Raw genomic sequence first — 18,806 nt, 5'->3', positions numbered from 1 at the left:
ATGTAGCCCTTGTCGAACTGCATCCCCTCGACGAGATCGAGGGTCGTCTCCATGGACTTGGCTTCCTCGACGGTGATCGTGCCGTCCTTACCCACCTTGTCCATGGCGTCCGCGATGATCTTGCCTATCTCCTGGTCGCCGTTGGCGGAGATGCTCGCCACCTGCATGATCTCCTTGGGATCCTTGACGCTCTTGGAGAGCGTCTTCAAATACTCGACGACGGCCCTGACGGCCTTGTCGATCCCGCGCTTGATGCCCATGGGGTTGCTGCCGGCGGTCACGTTGCGGAGGCCTTCGCGGAAGATCGCCTCGGCCAGCACGGTAGCGGTCGTCGTGCCGTCGCCCGCGACGTCGGAGGTCTTGGTCGCGACCTCGCGCACCATCTGCGCGCCCATGTTCTCGTAGCGATCCTCGAGCTCGATCTCCTTGGCGACGGTCACGCCGTCCTTGGTGATCGTGGGGGATCCCCACTTCTTGTCCAGCACCACGTTCCGGCCGCGCGGTCCCAACGTTACCTTGACCGCCTTGGCCAACGTCTGCACGCCCGCGAGCACCGCCTGGCGCGCCTTTTCGTCGAAAATGATTTCTTTTGCGGCCATTCTCATCACTCCTTTATCAAAGGAAGCGCCGTTGGTTACTTGGACTCGCCGACGATGGCGAGGACATCTTCCTCGCGCATGATCAGATACTCGCTGCCGTCAATCTTGACCTCGGTGCCGGAGTACTTTCCCATGAGGATCTTGTCGCCCTTCTTCACTTCCAGAGCGACACGCTTTCCGTCATCGGTGATGCGGCCGGGACCCACTGCCACCACTTTCGCCTGCTGCGGCTTCTCTTTCGCGGTGTCCGGAATGATGATTCCGCCGCGCTTCTCTTCCTGCTCCTCGAGGCGGCGAACGAGGATGCGATCGGCCAGAGGCTTCACGTTCATTGTGGACGTTGCCATCGTCAGACACTCCTTCGTGTGATGGAATCTCGCTGTGACAATTGGGCAAAGCGGGCCTGTCCCTCCCGCTTCCTATCCCTAGGAGATGCACGGCCCGTGCCCCCGCCGGGCGCCGAGAATCGCCCCTCCGCGAAGCCGAGGCGTGACCCCGGCTTGGGGGATCACGGCACGTCGCGCCCACCGCGCCCATCCCGGCCGCCTTCGCCGGAGGTTGCCCAAACGGCATGCGGCTTGTAGGCAGTGGGACCTAAAACCTATACTCACGCAGGCTTCCAGCCCACCCATGTCCAACAGGCGGCCCGCCCCAAAACGGCCCAAACGGGGCAACCCACTGCCAGAAGCGCACCCGCCGCGGTACCGCTACTCCTCGACGCTCTCCGGTGTCTCCGCCCGCAACTCCTCCGATTCGGCCCGGTACCGGTAGAGCACATTGCCCTTGAGCGCTTCCTCGAGGGCGACGTTCGTCACCTTGCCGCCCGGATGGAGTCCCGTCTGGCGGCTCAGCTCGTTAAGGCGGCGCGCCTCCTTGGCGGCTACGACGATCAACTCGTACTTGTTGGGGATGTTGCTCGACCGAAGCACGCCCTTTTCGTCCAACACGATTCCTCCCGATGTATGAGATTCGCATCCAACGCAGGTCTGGCGTGCCACCCCCTTTGCATGACAGACGCGCGCTCCGGAACTTCCGCGGCGGAGGACGCGAGACCTTTTGCCGCCGCGGGCATGGCCTACCCCACCCTGACCTCGATGGCCTTGTGCTTCGCCTTCTCCGTTTTAGGTAGGTGAACATTCAGCACGCCGTCCTTAAACTCCGCCGAGACCTTCGCCTCGTCGATGTTGTCCGGCACCACGAAGGTGCGCAGGAAGGAGCCGTAGGCCCGCTCGATTCGGTGGAACTTCTTGGTCTTCTCCTCCTTCTCCTGCCTGCGTTCGCCCTCGATTCGGAGCACGCCATTCTCCACAGTGACCTTGACGTCCTCTTTCTTGACCTCCGGCAGTTCAGCCTTGATCAAGAACTCCTCGGGTGTCTCGGCGATATCCACGGCTGGCGCCCAATCCGGCACCGTGAGAGCCTCTTTGCCTCCCTCGGCGGGGCGACCGAGCACTTGACGACCGTAGGCGCGGCTTAGCCGCTCATTCATCTCCTCGATCTCCCGGAGTTGGTCCCAACGTACGAGGGTCATTGTCTTTCCTCCTGTTCGGCGGACCTCAACACGGCAGTGCATGCGACCGCCTCGCCATGCACAGCATCCAAGGCTAGCTTCCTGGGGTGAATGGCGGCGGGCCTCACTTGTCTCACCCAGAGCCGCAACGACCTCGGTAATCTCATCGCACTCCGTCGCACGCCCGATAACTTATGCGGCAGAGTCGCTTGTGCCGCGCCAAGAACACCGCTACAGGAGGACTCTGCGTCGCGCCGCGGATCCCGAGCGGTGAGAAGACGATTGCGGAGTTGACCCCGCGATAAAGATGGGCCGCCGGAGAGCGCTCCAGCGGGCCCATTGGAGAACCGGCAGCTCCGCGCATAGGCAGCCGCGACCGGATTGGTGGGAGGATTCCGCTACTTGCCATGACCCGCCGCGGAGGCTCCGCCCATCTCATGGCTCGGGGTCGTAGCCGATTGACCGTGTTCCATCGTACCGGCAGCGCCTTTCGAAGCCATCGCGCCGTGCTGGCCCTCGGGACCAATCCTTGGTGTCTTGGTGTCCACCTTGCCCTTCCCGGTTGCGACGCGGCCCTCACTCTTCGCAGCGCTCACGAGATCGCCCAGCTTGAGTCCCATCCCGTGCGCGATCTGGCCCCAGCCCGTGCCGTCCTCGTGCATCTTGAACAGATCCGCGAGCGTCACAGTGGACGTGCTCTTCTCGTTCGATAGGAGCAGATGCGCGATCATGAGCTCGCCGAACCCGGCGTTGAACTGCGCCTTCTCCGCCGCGAGAGCATCGGAGGTCATGCCGAGCTGCTTCGCCAGGCGATCGGGTACCTTTGAGCCTTCCTTCGATGCCTCGGTATTCACGTTCTTGATCTCGGCATCGACTTTGGGCTCGGTTGCTTCGATCTGCTTCGCGGAGAGCATCCTTGCGCGCGTGCGGATCGCTTCGAGCTCAGGTTTCGCATGATCCCCGGCCTTGGTTTCCGCCGTGTTGAGACCCTTGTTCTCCGAACCCGTACCCACCCCCGGCGTGCTCGAAGGTGGCGTCACCTCGGGCGGCGTTGCGGTGCCCGTCTGTGCGACCGCGAACCCCGCCATCGTCAGCGCCCATGCAGTTACGATGGACCAGATCAGCTTCGACTTCATACTCGAATCTCCTTTCGCGTCTCCCACGTGACCCCGTGATCGCGATTGTGAGCTGCGTACTCCCGTCCGTCTCGGGGGACCACGTTCAGTCTTTTCTCGGGAAAGTGCGAGGGGGCGGACACCGATCCGCCCCCTCAAGAACGAATGAACCTTAGACCGGCAGTGGAGCGGCGATCTTGTGGAAGGTCGAGGTGGAAACCTCATACGTTTCAACCAGAGGAGTCCCCTCAACAAACTTCGCCAGGATCTTCGCGACCTCCGGATAGGTTTCGCGGTTGTAGGTATCCGCGCTCTCGGACTTGTCCCACAGACTGATCCCGAATGCCTTCGCGCCGCCTGTGGCCACGAAGGAAATCTCGTCCTGGAAACCCTTTTGCTTCCGAAGCATCGGGATGACTTCCTTCTCCAGCTTCTGGGTCAACTCCGCGCTGATATTGGGCTTCAATTGCATGGAGACCCTGCGTGCAAACATGGCAACCTCCTTAGGTTGTCGCGGCCAAGGGGGTTATTTCAGATTACCCAAGCTAGTCTAGCCCGCCTCTGAAGACTCCCTCTGTCCATTAACTAAGATAGGTGAATTCTCTTTACTTGTCAAGTCCAGTATGGGACTATCTTAGTTGCTTAATCATTCCAGGTTAACCTAGCGGGGACTTAGAACGGGGCCCGACGGTCAAGGCCCCCCAAGGTTCTGGGCACCTAGAACTTGACGCAGTGGAGACCGGCCCTAATGGACGTTTCCTTAGCGGTCCGCCAGCGACTCGTAGAATTGAAGCTTGATCAGAGAGACCTGGCGGCTGCCGCCGAAGTTACGGAATCCTACGTTTCCCAGCTCCTGACTCGAAAGAAGATGCCCCCCGCTCCTGACCGAACGGATATCTATGAAAAGATGGAGCGGTTCCTGAAAATCCCAGGCGGCACGCTTTCGAAGCTTGCGGACCTCCAGAGGAAGGAGGAATTGAAGAGGATATGGACCGATCGACCGGCGCCCCTCCTGAAAGAAGTTCGCGAGCTGATTCTTCGCAAGTGCTCGCCGCTCAAAGAAAGACAGATACGCGCAATTTTCGAGAAGGAACCCTTCGGCGAGGTCGAACGCCTCGTTACACAAAAGCTCTTGGACGTGGTTAAGAGAGTTGCCAAGGAAGAATTAGAGAGCGAAAACTGGCTCCACCTGGTAGCTAGACTCAGCGGCCGCAGCTACGAACAGATACGAGTCTTCGTCCTCGAGTTCTTGGACAGCGATATTCTCACCGTGTCGGCTGACAATTGCGTCTCCTTTCTGGATCCTCTGATTGAGTCCTGGGATATCGACCTCGCCAGCTTCGGAATGGAAGTTGTCCTAAACCGGCGACTAGCGCCAGGGTACCCTCACAAATTTGAGTTTGTTGAAAGAGAGCCAGACCAACCCTTCGAGCAAGAGGCGGGGCTCAAAGAATTCCTTCGGGACCGTTCCCTCAGCGGCGATGCTGCCGAGGACGAAATCGAGTTCCTAAAGAAGCTGAGGTTCAAGGGGAAACGGCCAACCCCACTCTATTATTATCGGGAATTGCAGAACCTCAGAGATCCGCTCCATTTTCGCAGATCCGCGGGCGCGAGAAAACAAGGAGGCTGAGCGTTCTGGGTGCGGCCGCTCTCACGGCCAAGATGGCACGGGGAACGAGAAGGTGTACAAACGCGGGCGCCCACCCTTGGTAAGGATCCTTCAGAGAAGGAAGCTCGAGCTGACTTCGGCATCGTCAGACCAAGTCTTAAAGTACGTCTACGAATATCCGAGTTAGGTAGACCCAGACCTACGAGGAGTGTTTGGCCGAATAGTCCATTGACGCCCTCCACCAATCCCCTACCCTAACGACTAGGAACCGAACCGTTCGGGATCCGAGCCCCCTTTATGTTGACGGCGAGCGCACCCTCTCCGTTAGGGTCGCAGCGAGCCCCAACCACACCCTAATCACAGGAGGTAAAACGTGCCGGAGAAGAGGCCAGCAACTAAGTGGGAGAAGCCGGGAGCATCCAAGACACCCTGGAAGAAGCCCGAGGCCCCACAGACGCCCGGGAAGAAGCGGGATCCGAAGAATCCGGCAGCACCGAAGCAGTCGTAACTCGCAGCGCGGGGCCGGCCAAAGCGCCGGCCCCTCTCCGTTTGACCGCTCCCGCTACTCCTCGGTGCTCTCCGGAGTCTCCGGATTCAATTCTTCCGTTTCGGCGCGGTACCGGTACAGCACGTTGCCCTTGAGCGCTTCCTCGAGCGCGACGTTCGTCACCTTGGCGCCGAGGCTGAGCCCCGTCTGGCGGCTGAGCTCATTGAGGCGGCGCGCCTCCTTGGCGGCCACGACGATCAGCTCGTACTTGTTGGGGATGTTGCTTGACCGAAGCACGCCCTTTTCGTCCGACACAGGTTCCTCCTAATGCATCGAGATTCGCGTAGATAGTTCGCTGCCGAGCGGGGTCGACGTACCGCGGGCGCCCGTGCGGCCCTCCCTCACCGCCTCCTCGGTTTGCTCGCCTTCTTGATCAAGTTGGTCGCGATCTGGGCTTCCTCCTCCGTCTCGAACCCGAAGACGGCTGAATACCTCCGTCCAACGACCTGGGCGACCATGAAGCTGATGTTGATCCCGGCCCCCGCAATCGCCTCCGCGATCTCGCTCCCGAGCCCCGGCCGATCATCTCCCATAGCCAGCAGCGTTGGAATGGACGAGCGGTCGAGGCCTGCTGTCTGCGCCGCCGCTTGCGACTTCTTTCCCGGCCCCGGCGCGTCCGTCATCCGACAACCGTCGGCGATCCGACGCCCGGAAAGAGGACCGCCCCACAGGCCTGGGAACCGGAGTATCCTGGCCCTGTCCCTCCGGGGTTCGCTCCTTGCAGCTCAGAAACCCGCCATGCCTCCCCCATGGAAGGGGCGCGGACCCCGCGGGCGAAATGGAAGGGTGGCCCAAACATCGGCCACCCTTCTCGCAAGTTCCTCCCGGCGAGGACCGATATGCGGGTCGCGTTTGCGACATTGGTGATCCTGCTGTTGCTGCCATCCGTGGCGTGCGCTCATCGGGACGATTATCTGGACGAGACTTTTGTTTACGTCACCCTCGGCCGCCACGAGGTCGAAATCGAGGGGTGGGCAGAGGCCCGCCGCGACACGGACCACCGGACGGTCGGCTGGTATACGGGCGCATTCGAGTATGGGATCTCATCGCACTGGATGGCGGATGGGGCCGCACAGATCCTCCACCGGGGTGACGAGTTTCAGTTCGGGCGGCTGCGCCTCGAAACCCGCGCTCGATTCGCCGAGGAGGGAAGGTGGCCACTGGACGTCGCCGCATCCACGGAGTTTGAGCACGAGACGCGTGCTTCCACAGGGGGAGAGAGCGAAGATGTCCTCACCCCCCGCCTCGTACTCTCGCGCGACGTGTCGCGTGAACTCAACACTACCCTGAACCTCGATTTTCCCGTCAGGCTCTCAGGCGCCCGAGAAGCCACGTTCGCCTACGCCCTGGGCGTTCGCTACCCGGCGGAGACCGTCGTGCGCGTCGGCACCGAGCTCAAGGGTGATCCCTCCGAGCACAGGGCAACGGTCTTCCCTCAGGCCTGGTTCGCTCTTCCTAAGGGGCTGACGCTGAAGTTCGGCACTGGGATCGGCCTCACGTCCCGGACCGACCGTTGGGTCGCGCGCGCCGTGGCCGAGATCGAATTGTAGGTCGGACGTGTCGGAGCGCCGACCGTGTCGGACTTGAGGGTATAGAAGCGCTCCAAAGCCCCGGCCGCTATCTACAGCCTTCGCTTGGCGAAGGCTCTCTCTTGCTGGCTCCCCGAACGTACCCCTGTCGCTGTCAGACGTTGCCTGACACAAAATTCCGATATGCGCCGATGTGACTCCGCAGGCACTCCTTCGTAGGATTCTCGCCCAGATCTCGGTCATGCTTCCGGAATTCGGCATGGTGGTCGCCGACTTCATCGGGAACCCGGGCGGTGGCCAGGCGGCGGTCCAGACACCTTGACGTTCCACAACGCCCCGCGAGCGGTTCTCGTTGGTTGCGCGCTGGAAGTTGGTAACGCACCCCGGCGGAAACATCTCTCCAGCTCGCGCATTTATGGCGTACTGGAAAGGAGGTGAACAAGGAGGGCACCCGTGTGAAGTGATGCGCAAGAGCGCATCGGGCCGTTGTCACAACGCGAGCCACGACACCTCGAAAGGTCGACCTGTGACGCTGACAGATTACCGTGAGGAGGTTCCCCATGTCGAGAATGCTCGGACTGTTCACGTTTGCGGCTCTCTCTGGAACGCTTTTCATCGCTGCAGGCCCTGCGAACGCCACCCACTCTTGGAACGGCTATCACTGGAGTCGGGCCAGCAACCCGTTCACCGTCACGCTTGGCGATAACCTCTCAGCCAACTGGACCCCCTATCTGGCCACGGCGGCGTCGGATTGGAGCATCACGTCCGGGGCCTGCAATAACCCACAGAATCCAATACGGTGCACCGTCGCGGCGGGCGGCAGTCATGGCAAGAGGTGTAGGCCTACCGCGGGACGGGTTGAGGTGTGCAACGGGAGCTACGGCAACAACGGATGGCTCGGCATCGCCCAGATCTGGATCAGTGGTGTTCACATCACGCAGGGCACGGTCAGAGTGAACGACACTTATTTCGACACGCCTCAGTACAATACACCCGCCTGGCACAGCTTCGTGATGGACCAGGAAGTCGGGCACGAGTTCGGTCTCGCCCACCAGGACGAGGACTTCAACAACGCCGATTTGCTTGACGCCTGCGGTAGAGGCTCGTGCATGGACTATTCGGCGGACCCCAGCAACAACACCATGCCGAACCAGCACGACTACGACGAGCTAGTAATTATCTACAGTCACTCGGACGGTGCCGCCGCCGTCGCCAGCGCCCCCGTCTCGTCGGGCCAGGATCTGGATGAGGACATGGGAGGTCCCAATGCCTGGGGGAACCCCGTCCATTTTGAGAACGGTCGTGCGGATGTTTACGAGCGAGATCTCGGCAGTGGAAACAAGGTGCTCACGCGCGTGATTTGGGCGCAGTAGCGCAAGTAGAATCAAATTTGGCTCGCGTTCGGGGGGCTCCGATTCAAAAGTCGGAGCCTTCCGTGTCTTCGAGCGTATTCGGCACTTCATCCCGGCGAGGTTCAGATGAAGGGCGCGTTTGCGGTAGTGGTAACTCTCCTGTTGTTCCCGTCCGTGACCTTCGCTCATCGGGACGACTATCTGGACGAGACCTTCGTCTACCTCACCCTCGGCCGCCACGAGGTCGAAATCGAGGGATGGGCAGAAGCTCGCCGCGACACGGACCACCGGACGGCCGGCTGGTATACGGGCGCATTCGAGTACGGGATCTCATCCCACTGGATGGCGGATGGGGCCGCACAGATCTTCCACCGGGGTGACGGTCTCCAGTTCGGACGGCTGCGCATCGAAACCCGCGCTCGATTCGCCGAGGAGGGAAGGTGGCCGCTGGACGTCGCCGCATCCACGGAGTACGAGCACGAGACGCGGGCTTCCACGGGGGTAGAGAACGAGGACGTGCTCACCCCTCGCCTCGTACTCTCACGCGATGTCTCGCGCGATCTCAACACCACCCTGAACCTCGATTTCCCCGTCAGGCTCTCAGGCGAGCGGGATATCACATTCGCCTACGCTCTGGGCGTCCGCTACCCGGCCGAGACCGTCGTGCGCGTGGGCACCGAGCTCAAGGGCGATCCATCCGAGCACACCGCCATCGTGTTTCCTCAAGTCTGGTTCGCCCTTCCCAAAGAGCTGACGCTCAAGTTCGGCACCGGAATCGGCCTCACGCCCCGGACCGACCGTTGGGTGGCGCGGGCCGTGGCCGAGATCGAATTGTAGGTCGGACGTGTCGGAGCGCCGAAACCGCGTCGGACGTCTGAAGCCGGCCCGCGGCGAGGTCGAGTGATTTCTACGAACTGGAGGAGAGATGCGAGACCAATCTTCGAGGCCGCACGTGGGCGTGGCTGGGATGAGACCTGGCCTTTCGGTGTTGTACGCTGCTGTGGCCCGTGCGGTCATCTGCCTCGCACTCCTCGGCGTCCCCTGCAGAGCCCGAGGCCAAAGCGATGCCCCGATGCAATCGGTGCATCCCGAACTTCGGTTGCGGGTCGAAGCGCCGCTCCTCGCGGCCGGCGCGACGCTCCTCGTTGTAGGGAAGAATTTGAGCATCGCCCGCAGGTCCGTCCCGCCCGGGGGCCTCGATCCCAGCGACATCCGCTGGTCTTTCGACCGGGGGGTCATCGGCGAGCGCAGCACGCGCGCCGATACACAGAGCGACTATTTCCGCGACGCGGCCCTGGCCTATCCCATGGCGCTTGCGTTCGCCTCCCAGCCTTCCGGGACGCGCGTGATCAGTACTCTGCGGCGTTCGCTCCTGTACGCGGAGGCGCTCTTCGTCGCGGAGGGATTATCCAAGGTCATGAAAGGGGCCATCGATCGCCCGCGGCCCTTCACTTATCTACCCGCCAATCAGCGGCCGAACAATCCCGCGTACGATGTCAGCGCCGATCATGCCTTCCAATCGATGCCTTCGGGGCATGCAATCAGTACGTTCTGCTCGGCCGGCTTCGCGATGGCCGATCACCTCATCTCACGGCCAGATGCGAGTTGGAAAGAGCGTGTCGGGAGTGCATTTGTCGGTGGCTTCCTGGCGGGCACGACGGCGGGCTTGCGCATTGAGGCAGGGCAGCACTTCCCCTCCGACACGATCGCCGGCGGGCTCATCGGCACCGCTACGGGCGTGGCGGTACCACTCGTGCATTATTACATCGGTCCCGCGGACCGACGGACCGCGCTGCCGTCGGGGCGTGCCTGGCGGCAGGCCATACTTGGCGAAACCGTCGGAATCGCCGTCGGTATCCTCGTCGCGGAAACATACTGATCGCACGCGGGCCGTCGCCGCGGATATCAGGCCCAGAGCCCGCATCGAGACCACCTGCTGGGGTATAGAGCCTGGGACCGAACTCTCATTCATTCCCTTGACTCCCCCGAACACAGAGGGAACATGGGCCTGCCGAAAAGGGGCCGCATGTACCCGAAGTTCGCCACACCCAAGACGCTCACCAAGGCCGAGCAGCGGCGCCTTCTACGCGCAGTTCGTGCCCACGGCTCCCCTAGAGACCGGGCGCTCCTGTCGCTGGCCCTCAGCACCGGGCTCAGGCTCCGTGAGCTCGCAGGCCTCAATGTGGGCGACGTCAGCGTCGGGAAGGCGGGGACCGCTTGGAGGATCCAGTTCGTGTTTCGGGAGTGGCAGGCAGCGGCGAGATTCGAGTCCGTCTATCCCTTCCATGCGCTCCGGCATTCGGCGATCACGAACGTCTACCGGGCCACGCGTGACCTTTATCTGACCCAGCGCTTCGCTCGCCACTCTAGTCCGCTCACGACCACCATTTACACTCATCCTTCTGACGAGGAGCTCTACGCGGCGCTCCGCGGGATCAAGACGTGATCCGTCGCTGGGAGCCGATGCGCGCTTGTGCCTGAGGCTCGCGAGACGTACGATCGTTGCCGCTTGATTCTGAGCCAGGGAGGGGGTGGTAGCCGTGACGCGGATCATTTCCGCGCTGGTAGATCCATCCCCGACGCTGCAATCCTGACCGGCCACGTTTTTCGGTTGTCGTGCGTACGAGCACTTCGCGCGGGGTTGGGAATTGCGAGGCTCGGACCGGTCACCGAGGCGGCAGCATCAGATCCAAGGATCTGAGGCCCATGACATGGACTGGCGTGGAAACGAGTTGAACAACCGGAAGGCGCCCATCCCGCAATGGGGTGGGCGTCCCACTTTTCCTAGCGCTCCAATTCGGAGCCACCTCAATACTCTCGCAACCCTTGTGACGCTCCTTTCCCTGGCCAGTCTTGATGCCTATGGAGGAATTCGACATGCTCCGTTTGACCCCAAGGCTTATGCACCGTATGTGTCTCGAGGTACGGCCCGCATATCGGGCCAAGGATTCGCGAGAACCAAGGGTGGCGACATCAAAAGCGCGGCGGGATGCAAAGTCCTCTTAACGCCATTGACGTCCACTTCTCAGGCCTGGCTCGAGTCAATTGCTGAGGGTGGATTCGATTTGGATCTGCTGGGACCTCGTGTTCTCCACTACAGCTTGCTTACTACAGCTGACGCTGAAGGGCGATTCAAGTTTTCGCGGCTTGCAGGTGGATCCTATCTGATCGTCACCAGCATTTCTTGGCAATACGGACTAGGCGATAAAGAGAGCGTCGAGGTTATCTTGGCGGGTCGGGTAAGGGTGGCTCGAGCAGAACACGCCGACGGGATCGTGCTGGAACCGGTCGGCTCGCGCACCGGGGTCCTTGCCGAATGACCCGGTTCGCAGAGGTACGTTAGGCCCGCTGGAAAGGATCTCCCTCTTCATCTCGAGAAAGCTCTCTTGAGTTCATTCGACCTGGCCGCCAACGAAACGCCAAGACGCTACGTGGCTTTTCTAGACATTCTTGGATGGTCAAGCCACGTTCTGAGTGATTTCGAATCGGCTCGCGGCACTTACGATTCCATGCTCGAATTCTTTCGGCTCGGCACAGATAGCTTCGCAGGGGTGGATGCGGTGAGGATCGTCTCTGACTCCATCCTCGTCGTTGCACCAAAGCCCTGGCCTTTGCTGCGCGCGGTGAATGTCCTGCACCACGCTACTTTGATTAACGATTGCCTATTGCGGGGCGGTATTGCCTTCGGACGTCATGCCGAGCTTGGACAGCTCCCCGAGAGCCGCATTGTGAGTGAGCCGCTGATTGTCGCGGCGCGCCTTGAGAAAACCATACGGCACCCATGTGTCGCCATCGATTCATCTGCTCTGCCCGAGGTAGACTGTAAGGAGCTCTTGGCTGCCGATGTCTTCCTTCGCCCATTGCTATTCTACGAGGGACGCTGGATTGTCAAACCATTCAACATCATGTGGGGATTCTCTGCCGCCACCAGAGTCACACAACTACGCGAGAAATATCCAGAGCACACCCCGAAGTACGACTGGTTCCTGCGCCTGTATGAGGCCGTCAAGAGCCGCCAACCTCTTGTCCCCTAGGTATCCTTGTCCCGCTAGAACTCCCGGTCCCGCCGCGGCGGCCACTCAATGCCCTCGTTCCGCATCGCGCGGATATACGGCCACATAATGGGCCGCATGGAATCATCATCCTCGTCGAAGACGTTGATGAAGCAGTCCCCGCATGATCTTCGCTCCTGCTCCGAGGCGAGCCAATCGTAGGTGAATGCTAGGGAATAGTGATTCGTACCCGTACGGGATGTACCGATAGGACTTCGCCCCGGTCTCCTCGTCCTCGATCAGCTTCTTCGCGTCGGAGGCCAGGTGCTCTGCGAAGGTATCGAGGAGCGGCACCCACCTCGCCGGCGTTCTGCCAGGGCAGCGTGACCCCCACCACGACCGCCGCGGGGCCGCCTAGGGCCTCAATATCGCATACCAAGGGCCAAAGCACTGGACCCCGGCAGCTCTCGGCACCGGGGCCACCTATCTCGACCGCGAACCGGAAAGTTCCCGTTTCAGTGATCTGGGGTTCTCTCAGTAGATGTAGCTGACCCCAACCTGAGTCTGCAGATGTTCCACGACTCCAAGCTGCACGTACGGGTCCAGGTGCCCCCACAGGGCGAGGCTCGCCCCGCATATAGCGCCGAGGTTGTTACTGGACGCGAGTGCGGATTCAGGATAGATGCCGCGATGTTCGGATGTGCGGTCCCTCAGGTATGCAGGCGCGACCCAAACGAGTGCATTCAGTAATCTCCTCTTGAATCCTCGTTCGACCTGCAGGGCAACTGAGGTGCCCTCGGCCGCCTTGTCGAAGTGCTGTATGGACTGATCGAGCCAGGTGTGCCGATACCACCTGAAGCTGGCCCCGATGCGATAAGCGCCCGCGATGACGGGGTAGAAGGTAGCACCTCCACCGATCCCTAGCCCTTGGTAGATCCTGCCGGGATAGCGCGAATCCGTATACGGGCGTTCATAACTGCCCGTCGCCATGAATACGACACGGTGCGCAACCGTCGCATGAACGAGTAGGCCATTACGGGTCCAGCGTGCACTCCACCGGTCTCCATTCGACAGCTTGAAATCCCGATAAGTCCGGTGGGCGAAGACACCGACCCCGGCCGAACCCACGTCGGGTACGGCTATCGGCTGGGCGCTGGCATGAGTCGGCGCCAGGGTCAACCCGATGACCAAGAGTGCGAGTCTATTCACCCTACCTCCGATCGCGCTCCGGTCCGCGCACCCACCCACTCAGGTGACGAGAGAGCCAGAGATCAAGAGAGCCGCATTGTGGCGGATGGGCCCTTCCGGTAGCAAGTCCCCGAGGCTGCATCGGAACGCCGTTTCGCGGCCAACAAACCCACTCGTGCCGCTACACTGCGCCAAGCCGCGCCCTGACGCGTAGATACGTGAAGGCCCCGATGCGTTCCCGCGCCGGGGCCCCTATCTCCACCGCGAACCCAAGAGTTCGCGTTTCAGTGATCTGGCTCCCCGAACGTAACCCTCTTCAAACTCGCTTACTCGGGCTTGAGGCTCTGCCGTCCGCCGACTTTCCTTGAGGGACCATCCACAGATCGGACCCCATCGGATTGAGGGGCAGGTATTGCGCTATTTCAGAACTACACACCTCCCTTGTTTCATCCCCTCCGAGGTCTCGATCCTGTAGAAGTACACGCCGGAACCAAGACGCTTTCCTTGTCTATTCAGCCCGTCGATGCGCACCGATTGAGTACCCTGGCCGAGATCCTGCCTGTCCAGAAGTGTCCTCACGAGACGTCCGTTCGTGTCGAAGAGAGTAACACGTGCGAATCCAGGGAGCTTCATCGTAAATGTGATCCACCCTTGCGGGTTTAGTGGGTTTGGCGAGACTCCATCGGGGTGCGGTGCTTGGCTTTGGGAACTCGATTCCAAGCCGGACGCGAGTGCCGCGCCGGCAGGAGCGTTCGTGCCGTCAGCCCCGGTCCAGTCGCCAGCGACCTCCTGGGGAGCAACGCCCACCTGTGACGGATCATCCGTATACTTGAGCGTGTGGTCGCCGTCCTTCCCGATGCACAACGATCCGAATGAGGTGTGGAGGTCGGGGCGGATCGACGTCGTTGATGCAAACGAGAGGCGGGGGTCACCTGAGGCGGCCGTCACTGTTAGGGTCCCGAGCTGGTGCTTCCCGGGCGGCAGCGGTGTCAGGCCCCCGTGCCCGGTGTAGAAATCGGTGGCGTTGCTGAATTCTCCAAATCCGTCCCCCATGGTGGCGATGAGATTGGTATACGCGCCCCATTTGACCGTCCCGCCGGCCGCATGAAGGATGAATTCATAGGAGAACATCGTCAGCGGTTGAGATGGGGAACGCGCGTACACGGCTTTGGATCCGTCCTTGTTCGTATCGGTTCTAAGCCAAATCGAGACCCTTGTCGGGCCGGTCGCGTTTAGCCGGTCGCTCGCCGTAGAGAGGCCATCGCCGTTGCTATCGACGTACAGATACTGCGCTTTGGCTGGGTTCTGCGCAGTGACCATGACGATCACCGCACAAGCTAGGAATAACACCGATGTCTTCCTCATAGTAGGTTACCTCCCGCAAACATCGTTCCAGTCGCGATTCGTTCGTTCATGGGTTGTTCGGAACGTCACACTTGTGATTCGCGTGCGCGTTCACGAAATTGAGGTCGATTGAGTTTACAAACCCACTATTGTCAAAGTCGCGCCACCAGTTTAATGGGTCTGCAGAATCTGGCTCATTATAAATAGCATGGGAGGCGACATCGTTGTAATCCAGGCTATTAACGACTTCACCTTGATTTGCAAGGGTTGTAAGCCCGGCGACGAGGTCTGCGTTCTTCATCGACAGTTTGTAAGACCCGTTTGCAGAGCCGCTCGTGAGCCTTCCCTGGAGCTTCACACCGCGCACATATACCGGAATCTCAGAATCGTAGTGGCCCCACTTGCGCTGGGGGTCGCGCAAGCCAACGCCAGGGCTTCCGGGGGCGCTACCGATCAGGGTGATGTATGCGTTCCCGCTCGCGTCTGTTGCGGCATCTGCGCTGATTGTTCGCAGGTCCGGGCAAGCGGCCAGGGGATTGTACTGGGAATTGGCTATCACGGAGTCGGACCCGGCGCCCGAAAACCCCTGAGCCGCCGTCCCGCCATTAAGGAGAGCAAATATCTCTGCAGGATCGATCCCCGCGATTCCGGCACCCAGCGAATCGCGCACGACGATGTGGAGACGGGCGCTGTGATTAGAGACGTCCACGTTGGGGCATGTATAGAAATACTTAAGAGCATTGGTGCCCACTGTCGGGTTGGCTACGGCATCGGCCTCCGGAACAAAGAAGGACTGAGAGGCGTTCGGCGCGGTCAGGGTGGGCGCTGCCACAACTGGGGAATACCCGCCCCACCGGAACACAACCTGTGACGGCTGACAAGGATACCAGCCAATCCACTCTAGCAGGGTTGTGTACACCTCATAGACGTATGTACGCAACGTGACGGTGGTCGGACCATAGGCGGCCGGCTCACACCACCCGGTGTTGTACAGGGCCCGCTGCGAAGCCGGAAGCACCTGGTCGGCAATCGGCCACCCTTGCGTTGTCTCCAGACCCCAAACGTGCGCTTGACCCATGTTGACTGTCTTCTGTACCTCGTGCCGTCGGACTGCGTAGGTTCCAGGAGCGAGACCGGGGACATTATGGATCACGCAGGTGTAGGGACTCGGCGGGCCACCTAGGTCAGTACCGCCCACAGCTTCGTATCGTTGAAAATACGCATTCGTGAACTCCTTCAGCAGCCGACGCGCGTTCAGCCTGCCGTACCCGGTCGCTTGGTCAAATCCAGACGCCCCGATGTCATCAGCTCCGCTGATCCTAAGATACGCTCGGACATCGGTGCCGTAGATATCACCTGGGGCCCAGCCCTGTTGATAGGCACGCCCAATCAGAAGCGCTGCTGCCCCCGCCACATGCGGGGCCGCATACGAAGTTCCATTTCCAAAAGCATAGGACCCCGATTGCACTGGAATTGCGTGATAGATGTCGGCGGCTTCCAACCCGGCAATTCGATTACCGCCAGGTGCCATGAGGTCAACGTAGGGTGCCTGGTTTGAATATGTCGCAGCGTTTCCATCGTTGCCGAGGGCGCCGACGTTCAATACCCCCATCTCCTGGAACTTGTTCGGCCATTCACCGTCACGATGAGGCTCCGGCATCGCACAAACTACGAGCACGTGGTTCATGTATGCGTACGCAATCGCATCCCCAAGTAGCGTGTAATAGTTCGTCATTCCCCAGCTGACGTCAATCACCTGGCATCCCAAGTCGACAGCATTGACTATTGCATCATGAACCGTAGCGGCATCAGAGAGGGTTATGACTTCGGAGATAATGGGATTATTCCACACGATACCAGCCATACCCTGAGCGTTGGACCCGGCAGCGGCAGCAATACTGGCTACACCGGTCGCGTGGATATCGGAGCCCGTGGTGCCAGTTACACGGCCTCCGAACTCCGGATGGAGAGGGTCGACGCCCAAGTCGACGACTCCAATCCGGACGAGCGGTGAGCCAGTCGAGTAGGCCCAAGCCTGCTCGACACCGATATCCGCTCCAGGTCTTCCGGACGCCTGACCCGTATTCTTTACAGCCCATTGGAGCTTGAGATCGGGGTCGTTGGGGAGGCTTCGCAGTTCGATACTCTGGTTCGGGTCAGCGAAGACAACGTCCTCAGTAACCCGGAGCTGCTCAATGAGCCGTTCGCGCATGGCTGACGTCGCAACTCGTATCCGATAGACATTAGACATGTCGATCGTCCGCACTGCCCGGCCGTCGCGTGTTACATGGTATGATTCCGACCTCTTTGCATCCGGGCTTACTCGCTCGATCTGCAGCACGTTCGGATGCGCCAACACGTCGCGCAAATCACTTCTGAGACTTGCAAGTTGCGGTGCTACCGCGGCATGCGGGCTCGGAAGACCTACGGCACCATCCCGGACCTGTATTATGATTTCCAAGTTGGGATCACGTTCGGCCGCCGCAGCCGCGCCCGCAAGTACTCCTAGTACTGCGACCGTCACACTGATCAAGGCTGATCGCGAGAACATTGGAACACCTCTCCTCTTTTTGAAACGAACAATCCCGAACCGTCCCGAAGGAATTGGGCGTCCTGCAGTGACTGCGCCAGGATTCAGCCGAGCCAAGGTGCTGATATCGCGGTCGGATGGAGATCGCACGGTGGTTCCCTTGCGCTGTGTTGAATTGTCGAACGTTTCATGCAATGTGACTCTCTTGGCACGGCTAGCATTCTCCGAATGCGCGGCGCGCATGACTTCGTCGGCATGTGGACTGAACTGTCCTTCACAGATGAGAGGGGAAGCTTAACGCCCGGGACGGTGGGGGGGGAAATAGTCCGACAGATGCAATTTGGATCTATGATGGCCGGTGATTCCCTTCTAGACCGGTCTAGACCGTAGTTGCAGCCAAAATACTCACGTCCGCGCCTGCTATTGAACTGAGCTAGAGGAAAGCCGAGAGAGGGGCCGACGCGGAGGAAACGAAGCTGATTAGGGCCTACGATTGAATGTTACTTGGTAGCGATCAAGGGTCATAGGATCGATGAGCCAAATGGTTCCGTTGACGTAGGACGTATCGTTGTCGATGAATCGTACGTAGGCAATGCGAGTGCCGTCCGGGCTCCAGTTGAACTCGGGGGCTACGCTTTCGGTAGTCAGTTGGCGAACTCCTGATCCGTCACGATTCATTAGCCAGAGCTTGTCACGAGTATTGAGGTCACTGCCTCGTGAGAGGAATGCGATGTGGGTGCCGTCCGGTGACCACTTCGGTGAATTAGCATTGGCCTGAATACTCACAGGTTGAACGCCGAATGTGTCGACGACAGCAATGCTCGTCGCGCTCGAGCCGAATCGTACGAATGCGAAAGAACTGTCATTCGGCTGCCAATCTGGTGAGATCCATCCTTCCGACGGACCGACGAAATGGTCTCCTCCGCCCGATGCAGCGCTGATGCGTATGCCTCCTCGCCCAGTGCCAACATAGTAGAGGAGTCGGGTTCCGGAATTGCTGACCGACGGTCCGAACGCCCCCTCGGATGAATTCGTCACCTGCATTTCCGAACCAACAATTAAAGAGTCTGCCTGGACCGTGATTCTCCATACCTGCCCTTGAGCTTCGTAATAGAGGAATTGCCCATCGTGGCTGAGTTCAAGCCCGCCCAGCTGGGCGGGATAGACGCGCCGCATTGTCTCTGAAGCCAAATCGAGAGCACCGATTCCAGCGCCTGTCGAATCTCCGATGTAGTAGTACAGGTGAGAACCAGGAGGAATCTCCTGGATCCGTGCGAGCGGACGATGGTTAAAAAGTAGATGCTGGCCGTCTGCTGCCCAAATGACGCTGCCGTAGGGAGCAAACGACTCTACTACGACGATGGGGAAATCGTGCTGCCGGAAGCGGGACGTCTGATCACATCCAAGGGCCAGAATGAGAGAGAGCGGAGGTAACCATCGTAACCTCATCGGGTTTGCTCCCATCGATGGGCCTGTGGAGTCACACGTCTG

19 protein-coding genes are annotated in these 18,806 nt (G+C 60.4%); 7 read left to right on the top strand and 12 right to left on the bottom strand.

Annotated features, from left to right (window positions below):
* From groEL to E6K76_11650, 6 genes are all read right to left on the bottom strand, one after another.
* Positions 1 to 599: chaperonin GroEL (gene groEL / locus E6K76_11675; GenBank protein TMQ57083.1), on the bottom strand; the 599-nt coding region annotated here is incomplete at its 3' end.
* Positions 600 to 634: 35 nt separating this feature from the next.
* Entirely contained in the window at positions 635 to 931 is a 297-nt protein-coding gene (locus E6K76_11670) for a co-chaperone GroES (GenBank protein ID TMQ57089.1), read from the bottom strand.
* Positions 932 to 1,306: 375 nt separating this feature from the next.
* A complete protein-coding gene (gene rpoZ / locus E6K76_11665) occupies positions 1,307 to 1,597 on the bottom strand; it encodes a DNA-directed RNA polymerase subunit omega (protein ID TMQ57082.1) in 291 nt (96 codons plus the stop codon).
* A gap of 77 nt (positions 1,598 to 1,674) precedes the next feature.
* Complete coding sequence (locus tag E6K76_11660) at positions 1,675 to 2,130, bottom strand: Hsp20/alpha crystallin family protein (GenBank protein ID TMQ57081.1); 456 nt, start codon at positions 2,128 to 2,130, stop codon at positions 1,675 to 1,677.
* 377 nt (positions 2,131 to 2,507) lie between these two features.
* Entirely contained in the window at positions 2,508 to 3,245 is a 738-nt protein-coding gene (locus tag E6K76_11655) for a hypothetical protein (protein ID TMQ57080.1), read from the bottom strand.
* Positions 3,246 to 3,396: 151 nt separating this feature from the next.
* Positions 3,397 to 3,717 carry a hypothetical protein gene (locus tag E6K76_11650; protein ID TMQ57079.1) on the bottom strand — a complete coding sequence of 107 codons (321 nt, stop codon included), beginning with the start codon at positions 3,715 to 3,717 and terminating at the stop codon, positions 3,397 to 3,399.
* Positions 3,718 to 3,972: 255 nt separating this feature from the next.
* Here E6K76_11650 and E6K76_11645 point away from each other — a divergent pair, with 255 nt between their 5' ends.
* A complete protein-coding gene (locus E6K76_11645; protein TMQ57078.1) occupies positions 3,973 to 4,854 on the top strand; it encodes a helix-turn-helix transcriptional regulator in 882 nt (293 codons plus the stop codon).
* Between the two features lie 541 nt (positions 4,855 to 5,395).
* Here E6K76_11645 and rpoZ (E6K76_11640) read toward each other — a convergent pair.
* Positions 5,396 to 5,635 carry a DNA-directed RNA polymerase subunit omega gene (gene rpoZ, locus E6K76_11640; protein ID TMQ57077.1) on the bottom strand — a complete coding sequence of 80 codons (240 nt, stop codon included), beginning with the start codon at positions 5,633 to 5,635 and terminating at the stop codon, positions 5,396 to 5,398.
* 86 nt (positions 5,636 to 5,721) lie between these two features.
* Positions 5,722 to 6,003 (bottom strand): hypothetical protein, encoded by a 282-nt coding sequence (locus tag E6K76_11635; protein TMQ57076.1) that lies wholly within the window; start codon positions 6,001 to 6,003, stop codon positions 5,722 to 5,724.
* Positions 6,004 to 6,219: 216 nt separating this feature from the next.
* On the opposite strand from E6K76_11635, the gene E6K76_11630 reads away from it, so the two are divergent.
* The 6 genes from E6K76_11630 (at position 6,220) to E6K76_11605 (ending at position 12,295) form a co-directional block, all read left to right on the top strand.
* Positions 6,220 to 6,930 (top strand): hypothetical protein, encoded by a 711-nt coding sequence (locus tag E6K76_11630; protein TMQ57075.1) that lies wholly within the window; start codon positions 6,220 to 6,222, stop codon positions 6,928 to 6,930.
* A 539-nt stretch (positions 6,931 to 7,469) separates the two neighbouring features.
* The gene (locus E6K76_11625; protein ID TMQ57074.1) at positions 7,470 to 8,282 is read left to right on the top strand and encodes a hypothetical protein; all 813 of its coding nucleotides are present in this window, start codon (positions 7,470 to 7,472) and stop codon (positions 8,280 to 8,282) included.
* 105 nt (positions 8,283 to 8,387) lie between these two features.
* On the top strand, positions 8,388 to 9,098 hold the full coding sequence (locus E6K76_11620; protein ID TMQ57073.1) for a hypothetical protein: 711 nt from the start codon (positions 8,388 to 8,390) through the stop codon (positions 9,096 to 9,098).
* An 88-nt stretch (positions 9,099 to 9,186) separates the two neighbouring features.
* A complete protein-coding gene (locus tag E6K76_11615) occupies positions 9,187 to 10,140 on the top strand; it encodes a phosphatase PAP2 family protein (GenBank protein ID TMQ57072.1) in 954 nt (317 codons plus the stop codon).
* A 147-nt stretch (positions 10,141 to 10,287) separates the two neighbouring features.
* The gene (locus E6K76_11610) at positions 10,288 to 10,707 is read left to right on the top strand and encodes a hypothetical protein (GenBank protein ID TMQ57088.1); all 420 of its coding nucleotides are present in this window, start codon (positions 10,288 to 10,290) and stop codon (positions 10,705 to 10,707) included.
* A gap of 940 nt (positions 10,708 to 11,647) precedes the next feature.
* Positions 11,648 to 12,295, top strand: a complete 648-nt coding sequence (locus E6K76_11605) for a hypothetical protein (protein TMQ57071.1) — start codon at positions 11,648 to 11,650, stop codon at positions 12,293 to 12,295.
* Between the two features lie 492 nt (positions 12,296 to 12,787).
* Here E6K76_11605 and E6K76_11600 read toward each other — a convergent pair whose 3' ends face one another.
* The 4 genes from E6K76_11600 to E6K76_11585 all read right to left on the bottom strand — a co-directional run bounded on the left by E6K76_11600 (position 12,788) and on the right by E6K76_11585 (position 18,779).
* On the bottom strand, positions 12,788 to 13,462 hold the full coding sequence (locus E6K76_11600; protein TMQ57070.1) for a hypothetical protein: 675 nt from the start codon (positions 13,460 to 13,462) through the stop codon (positions 12,788 to 12,790).
* Between the two features lie 396 nt (positions 13,463 to 13,858).
* Positions 13,859 to 14,806, bottom strand: coding sequence for a T9SS type A sorting domain-containing protein (locus E6K76_11595; protein ID TMQ57069.1), 948 nt, complete (start codon positions 14,804 to 14,806; stop codon positions 13,859 to 13,861).
* Positions 14,807 to 14,852: 46 nt separating this feature from the next.
* Entirely contained in the window at positions 14,853 to 17,558 is a 2,706-nt protein-coding gene (locus E6K76_11590) for a hypothetical protein (protein TMQ57068.1), read from the bottom strand.
* A 237-nt stretch (positions 17,559 to 17,795) separates the two neighbouring features.
* A complete protein-coding gene (locus E6K76_11585; GenBank protein ID TMQ57067.1) occupies positions 17,796 to 18,779 on the bottom strand; it encodes a hypothetical protein in 984 nt (327 codons plus the stop codon).
* Positions 18,780 to 18,806: the final 27 nt, after the last annotated feature.

This window comes from Candidatus Eisenbacteria bacterium, from assembly GCA_005893275.1.
GTDB lineage: Bacteria > Eisenbacteria > RBG-16-71-46 > SZUA-252 > SZUA-252 > WS-7.
This window is presented reverse-complemented; position numbering and strand designations above follow the sequence as displayed.